Origin of the sequence: Psychrobacter sp. UBA3068, assembly GCF_002366815.1 — a bacterium.
GTDB lineage: Bacteria > Pseudomonadota > Gammaproteobacteria > Pseudomonadales > Moraxellaceae > Psychrobacter > Psychrobacter namhaensis.
The window spans coordinates 34,801-57,019 of the sequence record NZ_DFBY01000010.1 but is presented as its reverse complement, the minus strand read 5'-3'; the positions used below and the strand labels follow the sequence as shown (position 1 = coordinate 57,019).

The 22,219-nt window shown below is 45.7% G+C and carries 19 protein-coding genes; 8 read left to right on the top strand and 11 right to left on the bottom strand.

Annotation, left to right across the window (positions count from 1 at the left end):
- Positions 1-38: 38 nt before the first annotated feature.
- The 7 genes from B2P60_RS02090 to B2P60_RS02060 form a co-directional block, all read right to left on the bottom strand.
- Positions 39-764, bottom strand: a complete 726-nt coding sequence (locus tag B2P60_RS02090) for an ABC transporter permease (protein ID WP_193006829.1) — start codon at positions 762-764, stop codon at positions 39-41.
- A gap of 12 nt (positions 765-776) precedes the next feature.
- Positions 777-1,511, bottom strand: coding sequence for an ABC transporter permease (locus B2P60_RS02085; RefSeq protein WP_193006830.1), 735 nt, complete (start codon positions 1,509-1,511; stop codon positions 777-779).
- A gap of 432 nt (positions 1,512-1,943) precedes the next feature.
- A complete protein-coding gene (locus B2P60_RS02080; protein WP_286739290.1) occupies positions 1,944-2,750 on the bottom strand; it encodes a transporter substrate-binding domain-containing protein in 807 nt (268 codons plus the stop codon).
- Positions 2,751-2,938: 188 nt separating this feature from the next.
- On the bottom strand, positions 2,939-3,928 hold the full coding sequence (locus tag B2P60_RS02075; RefSeq protein ID WP_414706616.1) for a transporter substrate-binding domain-containing protein: 990 nt from the start codon (positions 3,926-3,928) through the stop codon (positions 2,939-2,941).
- 32 nt (positions 3,929-3,960) lie between these two features.
- Entirely contained in the window at positions 3,961-4,761 is an 801-nt protein-coding gene (locus tag B2P60_RS02070) for a transporter substrate-binding domain-containing protein (RefSeq protein WP_286739170.1), read from the bottom strand.
- Between the two features lie 310 nt (positions 4,762-5,071).
- Positions 5,072-5,863, bottom strand: coding sequence for an ABC transporter ATP-binding protein (locus B2P60_RS02065; protein ID WP_193006832.1), 792 nt, complete (start codon positions 5,861-5,863; stop codon positions 5,072-5,074).
- Between the two features lie 339 nt (positions 5,864-6,202).
- Positions 6,203-6,517 carry a hypothetical protein gene (locus B2P60_RS02060; protein ID WP_193006833.1) on the bottom strand — a complete coding sequence of 105 codons (315 nt, stop codon included), beginning with the start codon at positions 6,515-6,517 and terminating at the stop codon, positions 6,203-6,205.
- A 405-nt stretch (positions 6,518-6,922) separates the two neighbouring features.
- Here B2P60_RS02060 and B2P60_RS02055 point away from each other — a divergent pair, with 405 nt between their 5' ends.
- The 5 genes from B2P60_RS02055 (at position 6,923) to B2P60_RS02035 (ending at position 11,770) form a co-directional block, all read left to right on the top strand.
- Positions 6,923-8,224, top strand: a complete 1,302-nt coding sequence (locus tag B2P60_RS02055) for a glutamate-5-semialdehyde dehydrogenase (RefSeq protein WP_286739167.1) — start codon at positions 6,923-6,925, stop codon at positions 8,222-8,224.
- A gap of 154 nt (positions 8,225-8,378) precedes the next feature.
- A complete protein-coding gene (locus tag B2P60_RS02050; RefSeq protein WP_286739165.1) occupies positions 8,379-9,131 on the top strand; it encodes a ribonuclease domain-containing protein in 753 nt (250 codons plus the stop codon).
- 1 nt (position 9,132) lies between these two features.
- Positions 9,133-9,477, top strand: a complete 345-nt coding sequence (locus B2P60_RS02045) for a barstar family protein (protein WP_193006836.1) — start codon at positions 9,133-9,135, stop codon at positions 9,475-9,477.
- Positions 9,478-9,600: 123 nt separating this feature from the next.
- Positions 9,601-10,875 (top strand): sodium/glutamate symporter, encoded by a 1,275-nt coding sequence (gltS, locus tag B2P60_RS02040; protein WP_193006837.1) that lies wholly within the window; start codon positions 9,601-9,603, stop codon positions 10,873-10,875.
- Positions 10,876-11,071: 196 nt separating this feature from the next.
- Complete coding sequence (locus B2P60_RS02035; protein ID WP_286739162.1) at positions 11,072-11,770, top strand: ZIP family metal transporter; 699 nt, start codon at positions 11,072-11,074, stop codon at positions 11,768-11,770.
- Between the two features lie 135 nt (positions 11,771-11,905).
- On the opposite strand, the gene glyA is transcribed toward B2P60_RS02035, so the two are convergent.
- The 3 genes from glyA to B2P60_RS02020 form a co-directional block, all read right to left on the bottom strand.
- Positions 11,906-13,162 carry a serine hydroxymethyltransferase gene (gene glyA / locus B2P60_RS02030; RefSeq protein WP_230710000.1) on the bottom strand — a complete coding sequence of 419 codons (1,257 nt, stop codon included), beginning with the start codon at positions 13,160-13,162 and terminating at the stop codon, positions 11,906-11,908.
- 462 nt (positions 13,163-13,624) lie between these two features.
- The gene (locus tag B2P60_RS02025) at positions 13,625-14,128 is read right to left on the bottom strand and encodes a chorismate--pyruvate lyase family protein (protein ID WP_286739161.1); all 504 of its coding nucleotides are present in this window, start codon (positions 14,126-14,128) and stop codon (positions 13,625-13,627) included.
- A 39-nt stretch (positions 14,129-14,167) separates the two neighbouring features.
- Positions 14,168-15,547: a GNAT family N-acetyltransferase gene (locus tag B2P60_RS02020; protein ID WP_193006841.1), complete on the bottom strand. Its 1,380-nt coding sequence runs from the start codon at positions 15,545-15,547 to the stop codon at positions 14,168-14,170.
- Between the two features lie 619 nt (positions 15,548-16,166).
- Here B2P60_RS02020 and B2P60_RS02015 point away from each other — a divergent pair.
- On the top strand, positions 16,167-18,386 hold the full coding sequence (locus tag B2P60_RS02015; RefSeq protein ID WP_193006842.1) for an NADP-dependent isocitrate dehydrogenase: 2,220 nt from the start codon (positions 16,167-16,169) through the stop codon (positions 18,384-18,386).
- Between the two features lie 252 nt (positions 18,387-18,638).
- Here the strand turns inward: B2P60_RS02015 and icd are convergent, their stop codons facing one another.
- A complete protein-coding gene (gene icd, locus B2P60_RS02010; protein WP_193006843.1) occupies positions 18,639-19,898 on the bottom strand; it encodes an NADP-dependent isocitrate dehydrogenase in 1,260 nt (419 codons plus the stop codon).
- Between the two features lie 549 nt (positions 19,899-20,447).
- Between icd and B2P60_RS02005 the strand changes: the two genes are divergently transcribed.
- Positions 20,448-21,074 (top strand): pseudouridine synthase, encoded by a 627-nt coding sequence (locus B2P60_RS02005; RefSeq protein ID WP_286739159.1) that lies wholly within the window; start codon positions 20,448-20,450, stop codon positions 21,072-21,074.
- 190 nt (positions 21,075-21,264) lie between these two features.
- Entirely contained in the window at positions 21,265-22,071 is an 807-nt protein-coding gene (gene copM / locus B2P60_RS02000) for a CopM family metallochaperone (RefSeq protein WP_286739158.1), read from the top strand.
- Positions 22,072-22,219: the final 148 nt, after the last annotated feature.

Here is a 22,219-nt window from a genome sequence, read left to right as displayed (position 1 = left end):
CTACCCTTTTTTTCTCACGCTATTTTCGTCATAAACACTTAGGGAACGGTGTTGGTCATCACATCTGGCGGAACATAGCTTGCATGGCGATTCATTCTTTTTTCAAACAATCTAAAGCTAAATAAAATCACCCACGACAATAACAGATAAATAATACCTGCCGCGAAGAACAGCTCCATTAAGGTATAAGTGCGCGCACTAATCGTACGAGCGACACCCGTGATATCCATCAATGCGATGGTTGACGCCAGCGCACTGCCTTTTAGCATAAAGATCACTTCGTTACTATACGCTGGAATCACAATACCAAAGGCGCGCGGTAAGGTAACACGTGTGAGCTTCTGCCACTTTGACATACCAATGGCGTCAGCCGCTTCCAGCTCCCCAACGGGAATCGTTTGAATAGCGCCACGAATGATTTCTGCCAAATAAGCACTGGTATTCATCGTAAAGGCAATAATGGCACACCAGTACGCTTGGCTTAGTACGGGCTCCCATAAGAAGGAATTACGTATGGCTTCAAACTGCCCCAGACCATAATAAATCAAAAATATCTGTACCAGTAGCGGCGTGCCACGAAAAAAGAAGATATAAGAAAACGGTAACACCTGTACCAGCCAGTTCTTTGACAAGCGCAACTGCGCTAAAATCAAACCAAAAAACAGCCCGATGATACCTGAGACAACGACCAGCTGTACGGTCAAAACAGCGCCGTTTAGTAACTCAGGAAGACTATCAAAAATAACCTGCCAATTCCAATCCATAGTATCTCTCCTCTATCCTATGGTCGATTGACGATGGGTTGACTGACGGCTCAGCTTTTTAGCATAGCGCGCCGCTGGATTGGCACGCCACTCAAGCCACATCATAAAACCGGTAATCAGCATGGTCAAACCCAAATAAATAATTGCCGCTGCCATATAAAAAGTAAACGGCTGCTGCGTTGATTGGGCCGCCCGCGACGACTGATACATGATGTCTTTTAGGCCCACCACTGATACCAGTGCCGTATCTTTTAGCAACACCAAAAACAAATTGCCCAAGCCTGGCAACGCAATCTGCCAAACTTGCGGCAAGGTGATGCGATAAAACGTCTGCAAAGGACGCATGCCAATTGCTTGTGCCGCCTCATGCTGCCCTATTGGAATCTCTTGGATCGACATGCGAAAAATTTCAGTCGCATAAGCGCCAAACGCAATAGACAGCGCCATCACGCCGCCCCAAAAGGCACTAATCTCTACATATTCGTTATAGCCGAATTTTTTGAGAATCGTCATGAGCAGTATAGAGCCGCCATAATAGATAAACAGCACCAATAACAGCTCTGGAATACCGCGCATGGTCGCCGTATACACAGTCGCAATCTTACGCAGCAGCCAAATATTAGACAGCTTTGCTGTGGCACCGAGTAGCCCCAAAGCCATGCCGATGACTAAGCTGGTCAACGCAAGCTTGATGGTGACGGTAGCGCCGCTCAGTAGGAGCGCGCCAAATCCTTGTAAATCAAACACAATTATCCACTCAGTCTCTTTATATTAGCAATTTGCAAAATATGAGTTAAAAGAATCAGCATCAATCGCTGAGCGCTGCTGACAATCGCATTTTATACCAAATATATATTGGTGCTTTGCGTCATAGAGTGACGTCAAATCAACACGATTGTTGCGGCGGAAATTGACACAGTAGAAATGAGCGCTGATTTTATCATAATCGCTCGCCGCTATGTTAATACTCACACGTAAAAGCAGTGCTTAAATCAACCGTAATTCTCTTAAAAGCCTAGTAAATCAGTCAGATTGACGAAAACGGAGCAGTCAATAGCGATAAATCCTACTGTTTTTTATCGAAAACAAAAAAGGACACCACCATTAAGGCAGTATCCTTCTTATTAAAACAACGCAAGTCCAATCGCTCTAACAGTGACTATTTGAGATGTGTCACAACTACTCCGCCGTTTTTTCTGTCGTTTGCGTGTTTACTGTTGAATCGAGCTTTGGAACCGCAAAATACTTTTGATGAATTTCATCATAAGTGCCATCCGCTTTTATGTTGGCCAATGATTGATTAATCTTCTCTTGCAGTGCATCACCTGGACGTACGGCAATGGCAAAGTTGTCATTGATATCAATCTCTTCACCTTTCAGCGCATAGTCACTACCTGCGCTGGTGCCAAGCCATTCCAAAGCCGGCAGTTTGTCAGATACCATGGCATCAACGCGATTCGAACCCAAGTCCAAAAACGCGTTACTCAGCGTGTCATAAAGCTTCATATTGGCTTTTGGATAGGTGTTCTCTAACCACTGTGAAGAGATGGTCGAGCGCTGGGCCGCAATAGAGTGCGCATTAATATCGCTGCTATCACTCGGATCAAAGGAGCTGTCTTTTTTGGCTAAAAACACCAAAGTATTGCTAAAGTAAGGCTCTGTAAAGCTGACTTGTTGCTCGCGCTCAGGGGTCACTGACATGGCAGCCACGATGGCATCGTATTTACCAGCTTTTAGACCCGGAATAATACCATCCCAATCCTGCGCGGTAATGTCACAAGTCACCTCCATATCGGCACAAATGGCGTTGGCAATCTCCACATCGAAACCGCCAAGGGTGCCATCAGCATTGGTATAGTTAAAAGGCGCATACGCCCCTTCAGTACCAATACGCAGCACATCACCCGTCGTCGCCTCTTGGCTGACAGTATCATTGGCTTCGTTCTGACCATTACTACAACCTGCCAAAGTCAAAAGCGCAGCCATCGCAATCAAGGGTACTGAAAAGCGTCGCGCCTTTGCGCCATGGCTAACGGGTGTGTTCGCGATTGCTTTGTATTGGTCAGAGTAGTGGTTCATGATCTTCCTTGATGTTTCTTGTGAAAATAACACTCATCGCTATTACTCAACTTACTGGAACCCCTCTTAGTGAATCATAGCGATGAGCAACGATATTAGTTAGTAGCCGCTTCTGCTTGTTCTTCGTTCGCGTTGACCGCATCGGCATCAACATTGGCGTCAGCATCTTCAACCACCAATACTTCTTTTACGTCTGTGGTTGCCACGGCTTTTTGAGCAGCGGCCGTTGAGCTGGTGCCAAAATAACTGCCCGTGATTTGATCATAAGTACCGTTTTCTTTAAGCTCAGCCAAGGCTTTATTGAACTTAGCGACCAGTGGGTCGCCTTTACGAAACGCAATACCCATCGCATCTTCATCAGTACTGATTTCTTGACCTTTTACTTCATAGTCTTGACCAGCCTCGGTTTTTAGCCAGTCGATACCAGTCACTTTATCAGACATCATCGCCCGCACACGACCTGAGGTCAGATCCAAATACGCGTTATCTTGGGTGTCATAAAGCTTGATATCAGCGTTTGCATGTTCATCTTGCAAGTACTGTGCGGCGACCGTTGAGCGCTGTGACGCTACAGGCTGCCCTGCCAAATCAGCAACACTAATATCATCGCCTTTCTTACCGATTAGAACGATACCGCTATGAAAGTACGGGTCCGTAAACTCAACCACTTCTTTACGTTCAGGTGTGATCGACATACCAGCAATAATCGCATCGAATTTTTGTGCGTTTAGTCCTGGAATCAGCCCATCCCAATCTTGGGAGATGACTTCACATTCTGCCTGCATTTGCTCACACAGCGCGTCGACCAGCTCAATTTCATAGCCGATTAACTTACCATCAGCATCTGTATAGCTGAACGGCTTGTAGCTTGACTCGGTGGCGATTTTTATGTTCATTGGAGTATCGGTTGCAGTATCAGCTGCCGCCCCTTCTTCTGGCGTTGCGCTATTGTTACAACCAGCCAACATAAGCATAGCTGCACTTAATGGCGCAAGCCAAAGTGCCTTATTCTTCAGCGCTTTGCTGTTTAGAGCTTTGTTTTTTAATGCCTTACTTTTTAGTGACGATGTCATGGATATTGTCATGTCTGCTATTCCTTCATTTTTCAATCAGAAGATTATTGACCAAAGTTCGCTTGCTCAAGACGTGCCAGCTCACCGTTACTACGGATTACGCTAAGTGCCTTATTAAAGTCGTCTCTGAGTGCGTCACCTTTACGAACAGCAATGGCAATATTATCGTTGTTATCGATTTCATCACCGACGATACCAAAGCCTTCAGGGTTGTCTGCCAACCATGATTTGGCCGAGACTTTTTCCGCCAATACCGCATCGCTACGACCAGATTTCAGATCTAAATAAGCGTTGTCATAGTTGTCATACAACTGCACGGTGTTACCATTTTTGCCTTCATAATTGTCTTGAAGATAAGCGCCAGGAGTGGTTGAACGTTGACCACCCAGTGTGGCGTTTTCAATCGCCATAGGATCAAAATCACCATTGGTGTCGGTCAGCCACACCATGGTGTTGGCAAAGTAAGGTTCGGTAAAATCGACCTTTTCTTGACGTTCAGGCGTAATCGACATGCCCGCTACCACTGCATCATACTTTTGTGCCAACAGGCCTGGAATAATGCCGTCCCAGTCTTGCGCCACAATTTCACATTTGGCCTGCATCTGATCACATAGGGCATTGGCAACATCAATATCGTAACCTGCCAAGCTACCATCAGCATTGGTGTAGTTAAAAGGAGGATAAGCGCCCTCCGTCGCAATACGAATGGTCTGGCCAGACGTATCTGCTGCAGAAGCATCAGCATTGGTATCGGTGGTTTCATTAGCAGGTTGACTACAAGCACTCAGCATCAACGCTGCGGTAACGGTCATCGATGACCACAATAGGCGAGAATTCGACATCATACGTTCCTTAAATTCTGATGGGGTTTGATATAGGGTTCTGATATTTAGTTCTCTGACGTCCCTGCCAGATAAGCAATATAGTTAGTAAGAGATACCAGCAGCCGCCATGATGGGCTGCCTATAAACCTTTTGATAATACCTGAGTAAAATATCAAAAACAAACATTTTGCATACCAACTGTCATTAAACCGTAAGAAACAGTTAACACTAAGGAATGAACCGTCATTTTTATATTCTAGATACCGTGAGAGCGGCGATTTTAGGGTGGTAAGAGAGGCTCCACCCTAGATTTTTATCCAAAGGACTGGTGTTAACGGTGCGACGCCATAAAATCTTTCACACGCTCAGAAGTAGGGTTGTCAAAGACCTGCTCGGGGGTGCCAATCTCTTCAATCACACCTTGATGTAAGAACACCACTTTACTTGATACCTCACGGGCAAAGCGCATCTCATGAGTGACGATCAGCATGGTACGCCCCTCTTCTGCCAGCTCACGCATGACGGCAAGCACTTCATTCACCAGTTCAGGATCTAGGGCGGACGTTGGCTCATCAAACAACAATACCTGCGGCTGCATAGCAAGCGCACGCGCGATGGCCACGCGCTGACGCTGACCGCCTGACAAATTCGCTGGATACGCATCTTTTTTATCGAGTAGACCCACTTTATCAAGCAGCTTTTCAGCATCACTAATGGCTTGGGCTTTTTTGATTTTTAGAACTTGCGTTGGCCCTTCTATGATGTTTTGCAAAATCGTTTTATGCGGCCACAAGTTAAAGTTTTGAAAAACAAAACCCACGCGCGCGCGCAAACTTTCTAATTGCTTGACATCCGCCGCTTGCAGTTCGCCTGACTTGGCAGGCTTTAGGATAAGCTCATCATCACCAATAATGATACGACCTTGATTTGGCTTTTCGAGCAAATTAATACAACGTAATAAAGTCGATTTACCAGAGCCAGAGGAACCCAAGATAGAGATCACATCACCATCATATGCGGTGAGTGACACCCCCTTGAGCACTGCCAATGAGCCGTAGCTTTTATGGATGTCTTGTAAATCTAAGGCGATAGGCCGAGTCGGATTTTTTTCAGTATCAAGCATGGTTTAGCAGACTTCCAATAAATATGAGTGAAAACGTAAGTAAAAACAGCCCTAGTATAATATAGGCATTAATCATAGCGTGGCGGTAAGTCCGCTATGTTTGATAAGACAAAGAGAAAAATGTCACATTGTCTCTTATTCAGCGGTAAAAAGGCAAATCTGTTGTGCGCTAGTGAGGGATCACTGAATAATTGTCGTTGTAGTAACTGACATAAAGTAATAACTGACACAAAAAAGCCCAGACTGTGTCAACAGCGCTGAGCTATATTTTATCACTTAAAAGTCTTAGGCGTGGTTTTATCTACACACGGTTTTCTCGGATACCGCAGTAAAAATAATTTAGTAGGTTGAGATATGTTCTGAGTCCTCGGTACCATCTAATACGTCTTCATCATTGGCGGTCACCGCTACGGCATCGCCATTATCCTCTACTGCTATGCCATCATTGGTGCTGCCTATGCCCACATCGACATCGTCGGTGCCGCTTGCAATAGCAGTATTAGTGGCCTCTCCCTCTACCGGCGTCTGGGCATCAACGGTGGTGTCTGTTTCCATTGGGACGTCGTCATTTGTGTCGCAAGCACTTAGGGTTAATGCCGCTGCGACCAACCCAGCCGTCAGCCATTTTTTTTGTGTATTGTTTCTCGTAGCCATGTTAACTCTCCATTACCAGTCGTATGATCATTGATAGCCATCTAGTGTTGGCTTTGTCATACTGTTATCGTATTAGTGCTTACTATACTGACGATCAGTGATGGCTACCTTAGTATTTACGACGCAGTTCTGTTAAAGGTGCGTAACGATACAGTGCTGTGTTGAGCACGCTTAACTTATAAAGGAGGTGAGGTAAGAGTCGTAAAATAGGGCTTCATAAACACTCATAAACGCCTTGTAAAGCGGGTTCTGTTCACAAAATCGTCTTTACTATCGCCTCAATCTCCTCTATGTTAAATAGCATAATGCCATATTGGGCATTCAAACTGCCTTTTTTGCTAAATTTTCGCCTTTTTGGGCACTTTTTTCTGTTCAAAACACTTATTAACATAAGGAAAACGATTTATGAGTCAATCGAACACTACAGACGTTATCACATATATGCAATCTGTCGGCAAGCAAGCCCGAGCAGCTTCACGAGCACTGGCGGCGGCAAATACTGGCGATAAAAACTCAGCGTTGATGGCGATTCATGATGTGTTAAAAGATGCCAAGCAAGATATTTTAGCCGCCAACAAGATCGATATGGATAATGGACAGAGCAACGATTTAGACGCAGCCTTACTTGACCGTCTTGAGCTAAACGACGCGCGCTTTGATGGTATGCTACAAGGTCTAAAAGACGTCGCCGCCCTACCCGATCCTATCGGTGAAGTCACTGATATGACTTTTCAGCCTTCAGGGATTCATTTGGGCAAAATGCGGGTGCCGCTCGGTGTGGTCGGTATGATTTATGAGTCGCGCCCTAACGTGACACTAGAAGCCGCTTCTCTTGCGCTAAAGTCAGGCAACGCCATTATCCTACGCGGTGGCTCTGAGGCGTTTGAATCTAACCAAGCGATTGCCAAGTGTATCTTAGAAGGTCTACAAAAAGTCGGTCTGTCTGAGCACAGTGTACAAGTACTCCAAACGACTGATCGAGCCGCTGTCGGTGAGCTCATCACCATGACTGACTATGTCGATGTTATCGTGCCACGTGGTGGTAAAGGTCTCATTGAGCGTATCAGCCGTGATGCCCGTGTACCCGTGATCAAGCATTTAGATGGCAACTGTCATACCTTTATCGATAGTGATGCGGATGCTGACATTGCCATCAAAGTCAGCGTCAACGCCAAAACTCATCGTTACGGTACTTGTAATACCATGGAGACGCTATTGGTCGATCAATCAGTGGCCAATGAGCTCCTGCCAAAGATTGCTGAAGCGATCGTAGCCGCTGATGATGCGATGCAACTGCGCCTTGATGAGCAGTCACAAGCCATCTTAAACGACAATGCGGCCCTAAAAGGTCATCTCTCTGCCGCCACTGCTGAGGACTGGGACACAGAATATTTAGCGCCTATCTTAGCGGTAAAAGTAGTGTCAGGCATTGACGAGGCGATTGAACATATCAATACCCACGGCAGTCATCATACTGATGTCATCATTACTGACAACTATACCAAGTCACAGCGCTTCATTCGCGAAGTAGACTCAGCAAGCGTCATGATTAACGCCTCTAGCCGCTTTGCCGATGGTTTTGAGTATGGACTTGGTGCTGAGATTGGTATTTCAACTGACAAAATTCATGCCCGTGGCCCAGTTGGTCTCGAAGGTCTTACGTCACAAAAATGGATCGTTTATGGTCATGGTGAGACACGCGCCTAACTTATTAGCACGCCCCCTGTCATCTACCGTCCCACTTACAGTATAATCCCCCAAAAAAAACGCCAGCTCAATTGCTGGCGTTTTTTTATTATTAACAAATACGCGGCGTAAACATTTTTTGCCTCATAACAACATTCTATAGGAAAATGTGCTCATGCAGAGTGGTGTCATTAAACACTGGTATCAAAACAAAGGTTACGGCTTTATCGAGGTGGACAGTCAGAGTGAAGACGTGTTTTTCCACGTCAGTAAAGTGCAACTGTCACAGCCTATCACTGTTGGCCAAAGTGTCTACTTCACGAGTGAACGTAACGCTAAAAACCAATTGCGAGCTACCAAAGTGACGTCCTCTCCACTGAGTATTCATAACAACATTGAGTCAGGTGGACCCCCGCAAACGTCCAAAAACGCCAGTCGCGGCAATCATCATAAAAATCATCGCGGCAGTGACAATGCAAATCACAGTATCACTAATAAGAGAGGCGTAGGCTCTACCCTGTTTAGTTTCATCGCCATTATCGCCGTCGCTGTATATTTTTTGGGAGATTTTAACTCGACGTTGTTTGCGGATAGGGTTGAATCGACGGCCTTGTCGCAAAACGCTGCTGATAGTACAAGCCAAGCCGTAACTGCTGGCTTAACCGGTGATGCCCAGATAGACCATACCATCACCCTGATACAGCAAGGTGGGCCGTTTCCTTATCCTCATAAAGATGGCACGACGTTTTATAATCGCGAAGGCAGGCTGCCAGTCCAATCGCAAGGCTACTACCGCGAATACACCGTTCCCACACCTGAAATGTCGCACCGCGGGCCGCGACGTATCGTCACAGGTGGCCATCCCCCCACTGTCTATTACCTGACTGTTGATCACTACGATAGCTTTCGCCGACTCGAGGTCAAATAATATGAGCCACGCCATCCACTACATTAACCAAAACGGTACAGCACAAGATGCAGGCATTCCGGCACAGGCTGTTAACATACCCGTGGGCGAGACACTGACTAAAAATACATTATTAACGACCTTAGCTGACGCCTGTGATTTTCCCAATTATTGCTCACCTAACTGGGATAGCGCATGGGACTGCTTAACGGACAGCGCAGTGACGCACCTAACGCTCAACTTATCGACGGTGAACAATATCAATCACGAAGACTTTAAGGTCTTTGTAAGCCTTATTGAAGATGCTTACAGAGATTTTGGTAAGCCGCAGCTGTGGGTTATTATGCCGCCTGCGATCGATGTTTAACCCTACAGATAGCGGTTAAATAGGCGAGGCTTAATCGCTAATCATGACACAAACCTGAATTCGAGATAAAACCATATTTATCCCGAATTTGGGTTCATTTATTTGTATAGAAAGGATTAATATATGGAAATTACCTTAAACGGCTATTACACGCTGATACTGGCCACTTTAGTGCTGCTGCTTGGGCGCGTTTTGGTAAAAAGAATTAAGTTCTTAGAAGACTTTAATATCCCAGAGCCTGTGGCCGGAGGCTTGGTTGCCGCGATTGTGGTTTATATTCTCAATATCGTTTGGGGATATAGCTTTAACTTTCACCAAGGATTGCAGACAGCCACCATGCTGATGTTCTTTGCCTCTATTGGTTTAAGCGCTGATTTTAGTCGATTAAAAGCGGGTGGAACGCCGTTATTGATTTTTACCATCGTCGTATCCGTGTTCATTATTTTGCAAGACATCGTTGGTGTGGCGATGGCGAGCGCATTGGGACTTGACCCCCTACTTGGTCTTGTGACAGGCTCTATCGCTCTGACCGGTGGTCACGGTACGGCTGGTGCATGGGGCATCACCCTAGAACAAGAATATGGGGTGGTCGGTGCAACGACGCTTGGTATCGCAGTGGCCACTTATGGTTTGGTCGCTGGCGGTATCGTGGGCGGTCCTGTGGCACGTCGTTTGATTCAAAGACTGGGGCTAAAACCTACCCTTGCCAACCCCAATCCCAGTGACATCGAAAAAGTGGCGGGCGCACAATCACTTTATAGCACCAAGCATGACGAAGACTCAGCGCACAGCAATAAAGAAATTTTTGAAAGACCGGATAGTATGCGCTTTATCACCGCCTCCTCTACCATTGAGACGTTGGCCCTGTTTGCAGCCGCACTGGCTTTTGCCGATGTGATGACAATTGTCGCCCAAGACACATGGTTTGAGCTGCCTACTTTCGTTTGGGCACTGGCAGGTGGCGTCATTATTCGTAACGTCTTAACCATTGTGTTCAATTTTGATATGTTTGATCGCTCGATTGATGTGTTTGGCAACGCCTCTTTGAGTCTGTTTTTAGCAATGGCACTACTGTCCTTAAAGCTATGGCAGCTGACTGATTTGGCAGGTCCTGTACTCGTTATCTTATTGGTACAGACCGTCATTATGATCATTTACGTCTACTTTATCACCTTTAAAGTCATGGGCAAAGACTATGATGCAGCTGTGTTATCAGGAGGCCATTGCGGTTTTGGGATGGGCGCCACGCCAACGGCGATTGCCAATATGCAGGCAGTCACAGATCGCTATCTGCCCTCGCCTAAGGCGTTTTTAATTGTGCCCATGGTTGGTGCCTTCTTCGTTGATATCGTCAACGCCACGGTATTGCAGATATTTACCAAGCTGCCCTTTATGTAAGAATAATCAACCTTATCTCAGCTCAGTTAAATAACATAAGCCCCAATTATATTATAAATAATTGGGGTTTTTATTTGGCGCGGCTTCTTAGTTAAAAATTTGGGTACAAACCGCTGCGTCCTAGTTACGCAATTGATAATGACATAAAAGCTGTTAAGCGTTATCAATATTATAGTCAAAAATATTGGGACGTACTATGTTAATTTTCGCAGTTATTATCGTGGTCTCAGGCGCACTTGTCATAGGCGCGCTTTGGGGACTATATGGCCGTTTACCTAGCTGGTTAGAGGGTAATTTACTGGCTATCGCGGGTGGCGCGCTGATGATATCAGTGGTGATTGAGTTGGTACAACCAGCCGTGAGTGGCAGTGGGATTTGGATAACAGCGGCGTTCACTTTACTGGGCGCTTTGGTGTTTGCAGGGATTGACTATCTGATCGATGAAAAACTCAATTCGGATAGTGGCGCCGGGTTGTTGGCGGCCATTACTCTTGATGGTGTGCCTGAAAACCTAGCACTAGGCGTGTCCTTACTGAGCGGAAATGTGATGCAAGTGGCAGCTTTAGCTGGCTCTATTTTGTTGTCCAACCTGCCAGAGGCGGCAGGCGGTGCCAAAGAAATGCGCAAAAACGGTAACAGCAATAAAAAAGTGCTCATGCTTTGGATCGGTGCGGCTGTTTTATTATCGCTGGCCGCTATCTTAGGTAAAATGCTGCTCAAGGGTATGAGTGAGTCCGTTATTAGCGCTATCGATTGCTTCGCCGCTGGCGCTGTCATTGCTTCGCTTGCAACTGAAGTGTTTCCTACTGCTTTTAAACGTGGCAACCATTGGGCGGGTATCAGTGCTACCATTGGTCTGATCTTAGCGTTGGGCTTAAGCCAGCTTGGTGGCTAATACTGGTTTAATACGCTGACTTTTAGTGAACTGGCTTTTTGGGTTTTACCACACAGCTTTTAAAGCCACAACGTAAAAAACCGCCTAGCAAAAGCTAAGCGGTTTTTTTAATGCTAAATCAGTACAGATTTAAGATTACTGATTTTTTTCGTAAACGGGCAGCTCTTTACAAATCGCTTCTACTTTACTGCGCACCTCGTCAGCCACTTTTTCATCGCCGCGGCTGTCTAGCACGTCACAGATCCAACCGGCCAAATCACCTGCTTGCGCTTCATTGAAGCCGCGTGTGGTAATCGCTGGCGTACCGATACGAATACCAGAGGTCACAAACGGAGACTTTGGATCATTTGGTACCGCGTTTTTGTTGACCGTGATGTGGGCATCGCCAAGCCATTTATCTGCTTCTTTACCAGTCATTTCTTGCTTCACCAAACTGATCAGCATGAGATGGTTTTCAGTGCCACCAGAGATGATTTCATAACCGCGATCTTGGATGACTTTTGCCATGGCTTGCGCGTTTTTCACCACTTGCTGCTGGTACGTTTTGAAGTTGTCTTCTAGCGCTTCTTTGAAGCAAACCGCTTTTGCCGCGATGACATGCATGAGCGGGCCACCTTGATTGCCCGGGAATACGGCTGAATTGAGCTTTTTGGCCAGCTTTTCATCACGCGATAAGATCATACCTGAGCGTGGTCCACGTAGGGTTTTGTGCGTCGTCGTGGTCACAACATCAGCGAACGGTACGGGGCTTGGGTAAACGCCGCCAGCGATAAGACCCGCCACATGCGCCATATCGACCAGCAAGTATGCACCCACTTCGTCAGCGATCTCACGGAAACGCTGCCAATCAACCACTTGTGAATACGCTGAGAAACCCGCAATAATCATTTTAGGCTTGTGCTCTTTTGCCAAACGCTCAACTTCGTCATAGTCAATAAGACCAGTGCCCTCTACCAAGCCGTACTGTACGGCATTGTAGTTCAGGCCTGAGAAATTAATATGCGCACCATGGGTCAAGTGACCGCCAGCATCTAGGCTCATGCCAAGTACCGTGTCATTTGCTTCTAGTAATGCTAAGAATACCGCAGAGTTTGCTTGGCTACCTGAATGCGGCTGAACGTTAACATACTCAGCACCAAACAATTCTTTTGCACGGTCAATGGCCAACTGCTCAACGACATCAACATGCTCACAACCACCATAATAACGCTTACCAGGATAGCCTTCTGCATATTTGTTGGTCAGGTCAGTGCCTTGCGCTTCCATTACCGCTTGTGAGCAATAGTTTTCTGACGCAATCAGTTCAATATGGTTTTCTTGACGAACGCTTTCAGCAGCCATCGCTTCAGCAAGTACAGGATCAAAATCTTTGATAGAAATATCTTTAAACATAGTAATATCCTAGGTAGTGATTGTTATAAAAAACTGTCATTGAAAAAGTGTCATTGAAAAGAAGCTGATAGCCTGTCCACAATAAAAAGCATACTGTGCAACGTCGCTTAAAGTACGGTTGGCACTTTTATACTCGGTCTGATGGTGATTAAATTATTGTGAATGGTGTCTATTAGCAAAAATAAGTAGCAGTAAGCCTGAGCAATTAGCCTGTCAGTCACTTGTCCCTTTCGGCAATAAAGACGACACGCGCTTGCATCGAAATCATCGCTAAAGATTAAGTGTAACATGAAAATTTGTGCAGCGAGCGCAAAAAAACCTCACCCTAAGCTGAGTAGATTAAATGGCCGTATCACACAGATAAATAGCCAATAAAATAAGGGGTTTACCCATTTTTTCTGAGCAACTTTATCTGCTTTATGACCACGGTTTCACAATAACTGTCTATCAAACGTATATTGATCAAGCACGCTCAGACAGAAATGCCGGTAAAAACACTTCACTGATCAGCAGCTTGCGGCCGTACCAGTCATAACGCGTTTGTCGTTGCCAGCCATCAGCAGTGAGCTGAATAAAACGTTGATTGGGCAATGTACGACTGCGCTTAAACAACACATAGCCGATGGGTACGCCCTTGAGCTGTTGCAGGCGACGCGCACGTCCTGTCAGACTCGGTAGCGGAAAGATACTCTGCGCCTGCACCCACGGCCGTTCATCATTGCCATATAGTTGTACCTCGCGCACCCAAGCCAACATAGGACGATTCAGCATGGTGCCTTGTACCCCCAGTTGCTTTTTTTGCGTTATCGACAAGGGGCGATACCCTTCAAAGCTGCGTTTTACGCGCAGCGGCTGCCCTGCTTTAACCTCTAGCATGGCAGTCAGCGAGCCTTCAGCATTGAGCCATGATACTAGCTCATTGGGAGGTGATAGATGGGTAGAACAAGAAAAATGATGGTGGGTCATAGTGTATGGCTAGAAGGCAGTTATTGAGAACAAATAGGATTAATAGTTGTGATTAAAATCTGGCATATTGTCCGCATTAAACGGCAAAGCCGCAAACGCTTGCTGACGATATTGCGCCATATACAACCGATCTTTGGTACAAAAGTCACGAATCGCTGGTACAAAACGCGGATCATAAATACGGTGGATAGAGTGGGTGATGGTGGGAATAAAACCGCGAACCAGCTTATGCTCCCCTTGTGTCCCCGGATCAAAAGACGTCAATCCTTGCTCGATGGCAAACTCAAGCCCTTGATAATAGCACAGCTCAAAGTGCAAACTGTCGTACTCACCAAGCGCTCCCCAGTAGCGACCGTATAAAGTGGCCGTATCACCAACACTGTCGCTAGTAGGGTTATCATACAAGAACAAACTACTGGCAATAATTTCACCACTCGCATCGAGCGCTTGTGCCAACATAAGGTGCGTAGGCAGTGTCGCTGCCAAGGCCTTAAAAAACTCTATTGTTAGATAAGGCTGCTGCCCACGCACTGCATACGTCATCACATAACAGTGATAAAAAGCGTTCCAGTCCTCATCGGTGATGGCATCACCGCATTTGCGCTGGCAGGTGATACCTTGCTCAGCGACCTTGCGACGCTCAGCACGAATGGTTTTGCGCTTTTTGGCTTTTAGGGTGAGCAAAAACGCCTCGAAGTCTGCAAAAGGCTGACTGTCATTGAGTAGGTCTTTATTCTGCCATAAAAACTGACAGCCCTGCCGCTCAAGTATCGGCATGTCGATAGGGGCTGACTCTAGCTCGTTATCTTGGGCAGCTATCGCATGCTCTATGCCAATATCAGTTGGCATGGAGGTGGTCGCCATAGCAGCCAGCTCAGGCGTGACAAACAGCCCATGCCAGCTCGATGCCCCCACTTGCTGGGCAACATCATCGATGCCCGCGATCGCTGTTTTTACAATATTCCCAGTTAAGGTCTCGCCTTTTGCCAACCAAAAACGCTGACCAGTAATGGGTGTGTAAGGCACGCTCGTGACCAGCCGAGGATAATAGTCGACACCATATCGCGCATAGGCTTCTGCCCACGCATGATCAAACACAAACTCACCGCGATGGTGACCTTTGATAAACACAGGCAGCACCGCAATAGGATGCGTTATGGTTGGCGCAGCTTTACTTATGGTTAGCGCAGCTTGACTTGCCGCCGTATTTTTTTCACTGTTTTCACCGTGATCTATCGAGCCGTCTTCGGCACGATATACCAAAATAAATATCGGTAACCAGCCTGCCTGCTCGCCAATCGCACCCGTGTCGATCAATGCTTGCCAAAATGCAAACGACATAAACGGCGTGTCTGGTGTTTGCCAGTCTGTTTGGCCCTGCCAACTGGTGTCATTCATCAGCGCGTACTTTAAATTCATACTCATCGTCACTATAACCGCTGTATATTTATCGTTAATCTGTCTACTAGTGACTTAGCCTAGCAAATTTTTGCTAACTTGCTGTCACAATTTGCAAAAATTTTCTATCTCCCATAAAAAACCACCTACAGTAATATAGGTGGCTATTTTTTATAATGGTGCGACTGTCCTACTGTTTTTCTTGATGTAAATGCCAAGGAAAAGACAGTAGTTGTGTGGAAAAGATGATATCGAAGCGGATGACTGGTAGAATAAGGTTGTTATTAGCTTAATATAATTCAGATACATAGGATATGAGCGAAAACAGTATACTTAGTTCATGATACAAGATTGACATCGTAGCGGAATTATAGTGGATTGACTATAATATACCGTCAGCACCTTACTTTCAGGCAGTTTTACGCAGACAGTCAAAGTGCCGTCTTGAAGTGCCATTTTAATAACTGTTAACCCACGTTAGCAAAAGAAAGACTTTTAGTAGCCTCAAACGTTTAAGAGACTACATGTGATGAACTTGATCTAACCATATAGTTCGCTATAGCACAGTATGATCTAACGATACTTAGCATTATATTTGAGCTTTATTATTCACCACAGCCTATAGGAATACCCTACTAACATGTCAAAAATTATTTATACAAAAACTGACGAAGCCCCAGCGCTAGCGACGCTATCCTTTTTGCCTATTGTTAAAGCGTTTACACAAACAGCAGGCGTCTCTGTGGAGACCAGTGATATCTCTGTCGCCGCGCGCGTGTTGGCCGAATTCCCTGAGTACTTAACGGAAGAGCAGCGTGTACCTGACAACTTAGCTGAGCTGGGTCGTCTAACGCAAGATCCAAACACCAATATCATTAAACTGCCTAATATCAGTGCCTCAGTACAGCAGCTAAAAGCGGCCATTAAAGAGTTACAAAGCAAAGGCTACGCCATCCCTAACTTTCCAGAAGACCCAAAAACTGATGAAGAAAAAGCCATTCGTCAGCGTTATGGTAAGAGTTTAGGCAGTTCGGTTAACCCTGTTTTGCGCGAAGGTAACTCAGACCGCCGTGCGCCAAAGGCGGTTAAGAACTTTGCGCGCAAACACCCGCACTCTATGGGCGAGTGGAAGCAGTGGTCAAGCACCCACGTATCGCACATGCACAGTGGCGATTTTTACGATGGCGAGCAGTCGATCACCTTAGACAAAGCTCGTACCGTACGTATGGAGCTGTTAACTGATGATGGGGCTACCAAAGTCTTAAAGCCAGAGATCGCTTTGTTAGACAAAGAAGTCATCGATCTTATGTTCATGAGCAAAAAATCGCTGCTTGAATTTTATGAGCAAGAAATGGAAGACTGCCGCGAAGCCGGTATCTTGTTTTCACTACACGTAAAAGCCACCATGATGAAGGTCTCGCACCCTATCGTATTTGGCCACGCCGTCAGAATCTACTACAAAGATGCGTTTGAAAAACATGGCGCTTTCTTTGATGAACTAGGCATCAACGTCAACAACGGTATGGCGGATCTGTACGACAAAATCTCTACTCTTCCAGCATCAAAGCGTGAAGAGATTGAACAAGATTTGCATGCTTGCCAAGAGCATCGTCCACGTCTTGCGATGGTTGACTCTTCAAAAGGTATCACCAACTTCCATTCACCAAGTGACGTGATTGTCGATGCCTCTATGCCAGCCATGATCCGCTCAGGCGGTAAAATGTGGGGCGCGGATGGCAAAATGTATGACTGTAAAGCGGTCATGCCAGAGTCTACCTTTGCCCGTATCTACCAAGAAATGATTAACTTCTGCAAATGGCATGGTAACTTTGATCCAACCACCATGGGCACCGTGCCTAACGTGGGCTTAATGGCACAAAAAGCAGAAGAGTATGGCTCGCACGATAAAACCTTTGAATCTAGCGATGCAGGTATCGCTCGTATTGTCGACGTTGAGACGGGTGAAGTATTGCTTGAGCAGCGTGTTGAAGAGGGTGACATCTGGCGCATGTGTCAGACCAAAGACTTGCCGATCCAAGATTGGGTAAAACTGGCCGTCAGCCGCGCTCGCGAATCAGATACGCCGGTCATCTTTTGGTTAGATCCATACCGTCCACATGAGAATGAGTTGATCAAAAAAGTTAAAACTTACTTAAAAGATCACGACACAACTGGCCTACACATTGAAATCATGTCTCAGGTTCGCGCCATGCGTTATACGTTGGAGCGTGTCGCTCGTGGCCTAGATACCATCTCTGCAACGGGTAACATCTTACGCGACTACCTAACTGACTTGTTCCCAATTCTAGAGTTAGGCACCAGCGCTAAAATGCTGTCAGTGGTCCCATTAATGAAAGGCGGCGGTTTGTTTGAAACAGGCGCTGGTGGGTCTGCACCAAAGCATGTGGAGCAGCTGGTAGAAGAAAACCACTTACGTTGGGATTCATTGGGTGAGTTTTTAGCTTTGACCGTGTCTTTGGAGCATTTGGCCAAAAACGACAACAATGCTAAAGCTAAAGTACTGGCTGATACCCTTGATAAGGCGACAGAAAAACTGTTGTTAAATGACAAATCGCCCTCACGCAAAACTGGTGAGTTAGATAACCGTGGCAGTCATTTCTATCTGTCTATGTACTGGGCAAAAGAGCTGGCGGCGCAAGATCAAGACGCTGATCTAAAAGCAAAATTCACACCGCTTGCGCAAACGCTTGAAGACAATGAAGCGGCAATCGTCAAAGAGTTGAATGAGGCTCAAGGCAAATCGGTAGATATCAAAGGCTACTACTACGCTGATGAAAAATTGGCTGAACAAGTCATGCGTCCAAGCACCTTATTCAATGAAGCATTAGCCTCGTTGTAATGAGCTTAGGAGCTGGGCTTAAGACGCTATTTACCAAAGGCTTTTGAGTCCGCTTAATAAAGCATAGAAAATACCCCTTAGATCTAAGATCTTTGGGGTGTTTTTTTGCATCTTAAAAAATAAACAGCACCCTAAATCATGATAAAACACCCATAAAAAAACCGTCTACTTTATGGCAGACGGCTCTTTTTTAACTGACTTTACAGTATCATCATTAGGGCTAGGCTACATGAGTATGAGTACTCAAGCTATTTAGGCATTCATGTGCTTGACGATCGCTTTACCAAATTCAGAGGTACTAAGCAAGATCGCATCTGGCATGAGACGCTCAAAATCGTAAGTGACTGTCTTATTAGCGATGGCGCCTTGGATACCGCTAATAATGAGATCAGCAGCTTCCGTCCAACCCATATCACGTAACATCATCTCAGCAGATAAAATTAACGAGCCTGGGTTTACTTTATTCTGACCCGCGTACTTAGGGGCAGTACCGTGTGTCGCTTCATAGACTGCGATGGCACCCCCTTTGTTAGCGCCTGGTGCGATACCAATACCGCCCACTTCAGCCGCTAGCGCATCAGAGATATAATCACCGTTTAGGTTTAAGGTTGCTACCACTGAGTAATCCGCAGGGCGCATCAAAATTTGCTGTAAGAACGCATCAGCGATCACATCTTTAATGATAATGTCATTACCTGTTTTTGGATTTTTCATCGTCATCCAAGGGCCGCCATCTAACAGCTCCGCTCCGAAACGCTCAGCGGCTATCTCATAGCCCCACTCCTTAAACGCGCCTTCGGTAAACTTCATGATATTACCCTTATGCACTAAAGTCACACTTGGCAAATCGTTATCGATAGCGTGCTGGATGGCTTTGCGTACCAGACGTTGTGAGCCTTCTTTTGATACTGGCTTGATGCCGATACCGCAGTCATCATCGAAGCGAATTTTGGTCACACCCATCTCATCTTTTAAGAAGTTAATGACTTTTTTGGCCTCTTCACTGCCCGCCTGCCACTCAATACCAGCGTAGATGTCTTCTGAGTTTTCGCGGAAAATTACCATATCTGTCAGCTCAGGATGCTGAACGGGGCTTGGCACGCCTTCAAACCAGCGTACGGGACGCTGGCACACATATAAGTCCAGCTCTTGACGTACCGCAACGTTTAATGAACGAAAACCACCGCCGACTGGCGTGGTTAGCGGCCCTTTGATACTGATCACGTAGTCTTTTAAAATCTCTAGCGTCTCGCTGGGTAGGTAGTCACCCTCATAAATTTTAGCCGCTTTTTCACCTAGGTATGCTTCCATCCAAACGATTGATTTTTTACCGTGATAGGCTTTATCCACTGCCGCATCGACTACCTTTATCATGACAGGCGTAATATCTACACCGATACCATCCCCTTCCACAAATGGGATGATGGGATGATTGGGCACATTTAACGATAAATCAGCGTTTACGGTAATTTTTTCGCCATCTCTTGGTACGATAACCTTATCATAGGACATGGATAACACTCCTTGGTTGTATGTTAGGTATCACAAGCGCACTTAGTGCTCTTTTATGCTAGAGATTCTTTTATGCTAAAGATTCTCTTATGATTATACGGCTCTAGTTGCTTGTTAACTGAGCACAGTTTTGATGAGCAAAGCACTTGCGGTATAGTATTGATTTGTCTTAAAAAGTAGCTTCATTTGAGAAGCGGTAAAATCAAAACAATATTGCCAACTGATACTGGTCTAGGCAAACATGAACGATCTTGAAGATGCTAAGCATGAAACATTGTAATAAATACAGGTCTGTTCGACAGTTTCCTTTATATATAGCACGTGTATATAGTATGTTTTTGACTAGCAATCACCATAAAACCACTATTACAACGTGGATTTAATAAGCTAAAGAATCCTACTTATGATGCCCCATTTCTACGGGCACATGTGTAAAATATAGTAATTCAAATTTCTCATCTTCAAGCCTATTTTTAGCAAAAACTTTGTGTCAATCAAATAAAAACGCCCCTAATTCATCAATGATTTATATGTAGGAACCACCATTTTATGTCGACCTCTAGCCTTATTTTATTTAACAAGCCTTATGGGGTGCAAAGTCAATTTCGTGATGACAGTAATAATGACCACACTACCCTCTCTCAGTATTTTACGGATAAGTCGTTGCGAGTGGCTGGTAGGCTCGATGCCACATCCGAAGGGTTACTGATTTTGACAAGTGATGGAAGGGTAAATAAAGCCATTACCCAGCCGCCCACTGCTGCCAATTTTGCCAAAAACAAGCATAAACAAGGTAAAACTTACTTGGTACAAGTCGAAGGCGTGGCAACGACAGCACAGCTTAATGAGCTGGCCTCTGGCGTCACCTTAAAAGACGGCAAGACACTACCGGCGACTGCCACGATAGTAGAGGAGGCAGACTTACCCATCGATTTATGGCAACGCGAGCCGCCTATTCGTGAGCGTAAAAACGTACCCACATCATGGCTCATGCTCACGATCTATGAAGGTAAGAACCGTCAAGTCAGACGCATGACAGCTCATGTGGGATTGCCTTGTCTGCGTCTAATACGCTGGTCGGTGGCAGGTTTTGAGCTCGGTGAGTTAGCAGTTGGTGAGTTTGTGCGTCTTCATTTAAACAATGAGCGCTGTCAGCAATTAGGCATTCTCGATTAATTCCACACCCACTCACCGCCCACTTTAGCGATTGATAGAGTATTTTTAACATAATATAAATATATTACGACCTGTTAAACATAGCGTCTCGAATGGGTAAGGTTTATCTGTTAACATTCAGCACTTAATTGGTTATGTATAATAAGCCTCACTCACTTAATATTTGGTCTTTTTATAATAGGGATATGTCATGATTGCTTCTCACCGTTTTGCTTTGTTGGCCACCAGTATTTCTACGGCGCTACTATTGAGTGCCTGTCAGCCAGCAACAGAGGACAATCAACCTGCTCCGATAGAGGAAGTAACGCCGCCAGTGACTGACACCTCTCATGCTCACCACGAAAACATGGCTGATGAGGGCGTGACAGAAAACGACAGTGGCGCAGACGATACTCATATGACCGATATGCTGAAAGACTATACAAGGTCAATGACCAGAATGCATGAAGAGATGATGATCGGTATGGGTTATAACGACCCTGATACCGCTTTTGCGAAAGGCATGCTCGGACACCATCGCGGTGCGGTAGATATGGCAGAAATTCAGCTGAAATACGGTACGGATGCGGTCATGCTAAAGCTCGCTCAGGATATTGTTGATGCACAGCAAGTTGAAATCGATACTTTAAATAAATGGCTCGCAAGCCACCCTGATGCTGTCAAACCTAAGCCCAATACTGAAGCGATGCAGCAAGCCTATGCGCAAAGCATGGAGACGTTACATGGTGATATGGTCTTGGGAGTCGCTGATCCTGTACCCGACATGGCGTTTGCACGCGGTATGCTACCACATCATATTGGCGCCGTAGAAATGGCGAAAATACAGCTCAAATATGGGACTGATGAGGAGATGCGTCAATTGGCACAAAATATCATCGATACGCAGCAGGCTGAGATTGAGTTGATGCAGCATTGGATTGCAGCGCTTGAGGCGGATAAAGATACAGCAGATGACAAAGTCAAAAACGAAGAGGACAATCAGCTGCCTGCTTCTTAGACGCTGTAATGCCATTTAGACAATACGAAACGTCTAAAAAGACTCGGTCTTGTTCACTCATTCCCCTACTAAATACAGTATTTAGTAGGGGTTTTTGTTTTTACGGGTTGTTATAAACGTTGGCTGAAACCACTACGTCTACATTCGT

Bases quoted from the DNA above. Each gene is read 5' to 3' on its own strand.
- B2P60_RS02020 (WP_193006841.1), bottom strand. From the start codon at position 15,547: ATGAATTTAAAGTACGCGCTGATGAATGACACCAGTTGGCAGGGCCAA.
- B2P60_RS02060 (WP_193006833.1), bottom strand. From the start codon at position 6,517: ATGGCTACGAGAAACAATACACAAAAAAAATGGCTGACGGCTGGGTTG.
- B2P60_RS02025 (WP_286739161.1), bottom strand. From the start codon at position 14,128: ATGACCCACCATCATTTTTCTTGTTCTACCCATCTATCACCTCCCAAT.
- gltS (WP_193006837.1), top strand. From the start codon at position 9,601: ATGGAAATTACCTTAAACGGCTATTACACGCTGATACTGGCCACTTTA.
- B2P60_RS02005 (WP_286739159.1), top strand. From the start codon at position 20,448: ATGTCGACCTCTAGCCTTATTTTATTTAACAAGCCTTATGGGGTGCAA.
- B2P60_RS02070 (WP_286739170.1), bottom strand. From the start codon at position 4,761: ATGATGTCGAATTCTCGCCTATTGTGGTCATCGATGACCGTTACCGCA.
- B2P60_RS02045 (WP_193006836.1), top strand. From the start codon at position 9,133: ATGAGCCACGCCATCCACTACATTAACCAAAACGGTACAGCACAAGAT.
- B2P60_RS02065 (WP_193006832.1), bottom strand. From the start codon at position 5,863: ATGCTTGATACTGAAAAAAATCCGACTCGGCCTATCGCCTTAGATTTA.
- B2P60_RS02050 (WP_286739165.1), top strand. From the start codon at position 8,379: ATGCAGAGTGGTGTCATTAAACACTGGTATCAAAACAAAGGTTACGGC.
- B2P60_RS02090 (WP_193006829.1), bottom strand. From the start codon at position 764: ATGGATTGGAATTGGCAGGTTATTTTTGATAGTCTTCCTGAGTTACTA.
- B2P60_RS02075 (WP_414706616.1), bottom strand. From the start codon at position 3,928: ATGACAATATCCATGACATCGTCACTAAAAAGTAAGGCATTAAAAAAC.
- B2P60_RS02035 (WP_286739162.1), top strand. From the start codon at position 11,072: ATGTTAATTTTCGCAGTTATTATCGTGGTCTCAGGCGCACTTGTCATA.
- B2P60_RS02055 (WP_286739167.1), top strand. From the start codon at position 6,923: ATGAGTCAATCGAACACTACAGACGTTATCACATATATGCAATCTGTC.
- copM (WP_286739158.1), top strand. From the start codon at position 21,265: ATGATTGCTTCTCACCGTTTTGCTTTGTTGGCCACCAGTATTTCTACG.
- B2P60_RS02015 (WP_193006842.1), top strand. From the start codon at position 16,167: ATGTCAAAAATTATTTATACAAAAACTGACGAAGCCCCAGCGCTAGCG.
- B2P60_RS02080 (WP_286739290.1), bottom strand. From the start codon at position 2,750: ATGGCTGCGCTTTTGACTTTGGCAGGTTGTAGTAATGGTCAGAACGAA.
- glyA (WP_230710000.1), bottom strand. From the start codon at position 13,162: ATGTTTAAAGATATTTCTATCAAAGATTTTGATCCTGTACTTGCTGAA.
- icd (WP_193006843.1), bottom strand. From the start codon at position 19,898: ATGTCCTATGATAAGGTTATCGTACCAAGAGATGGCGAAAAAATTACC.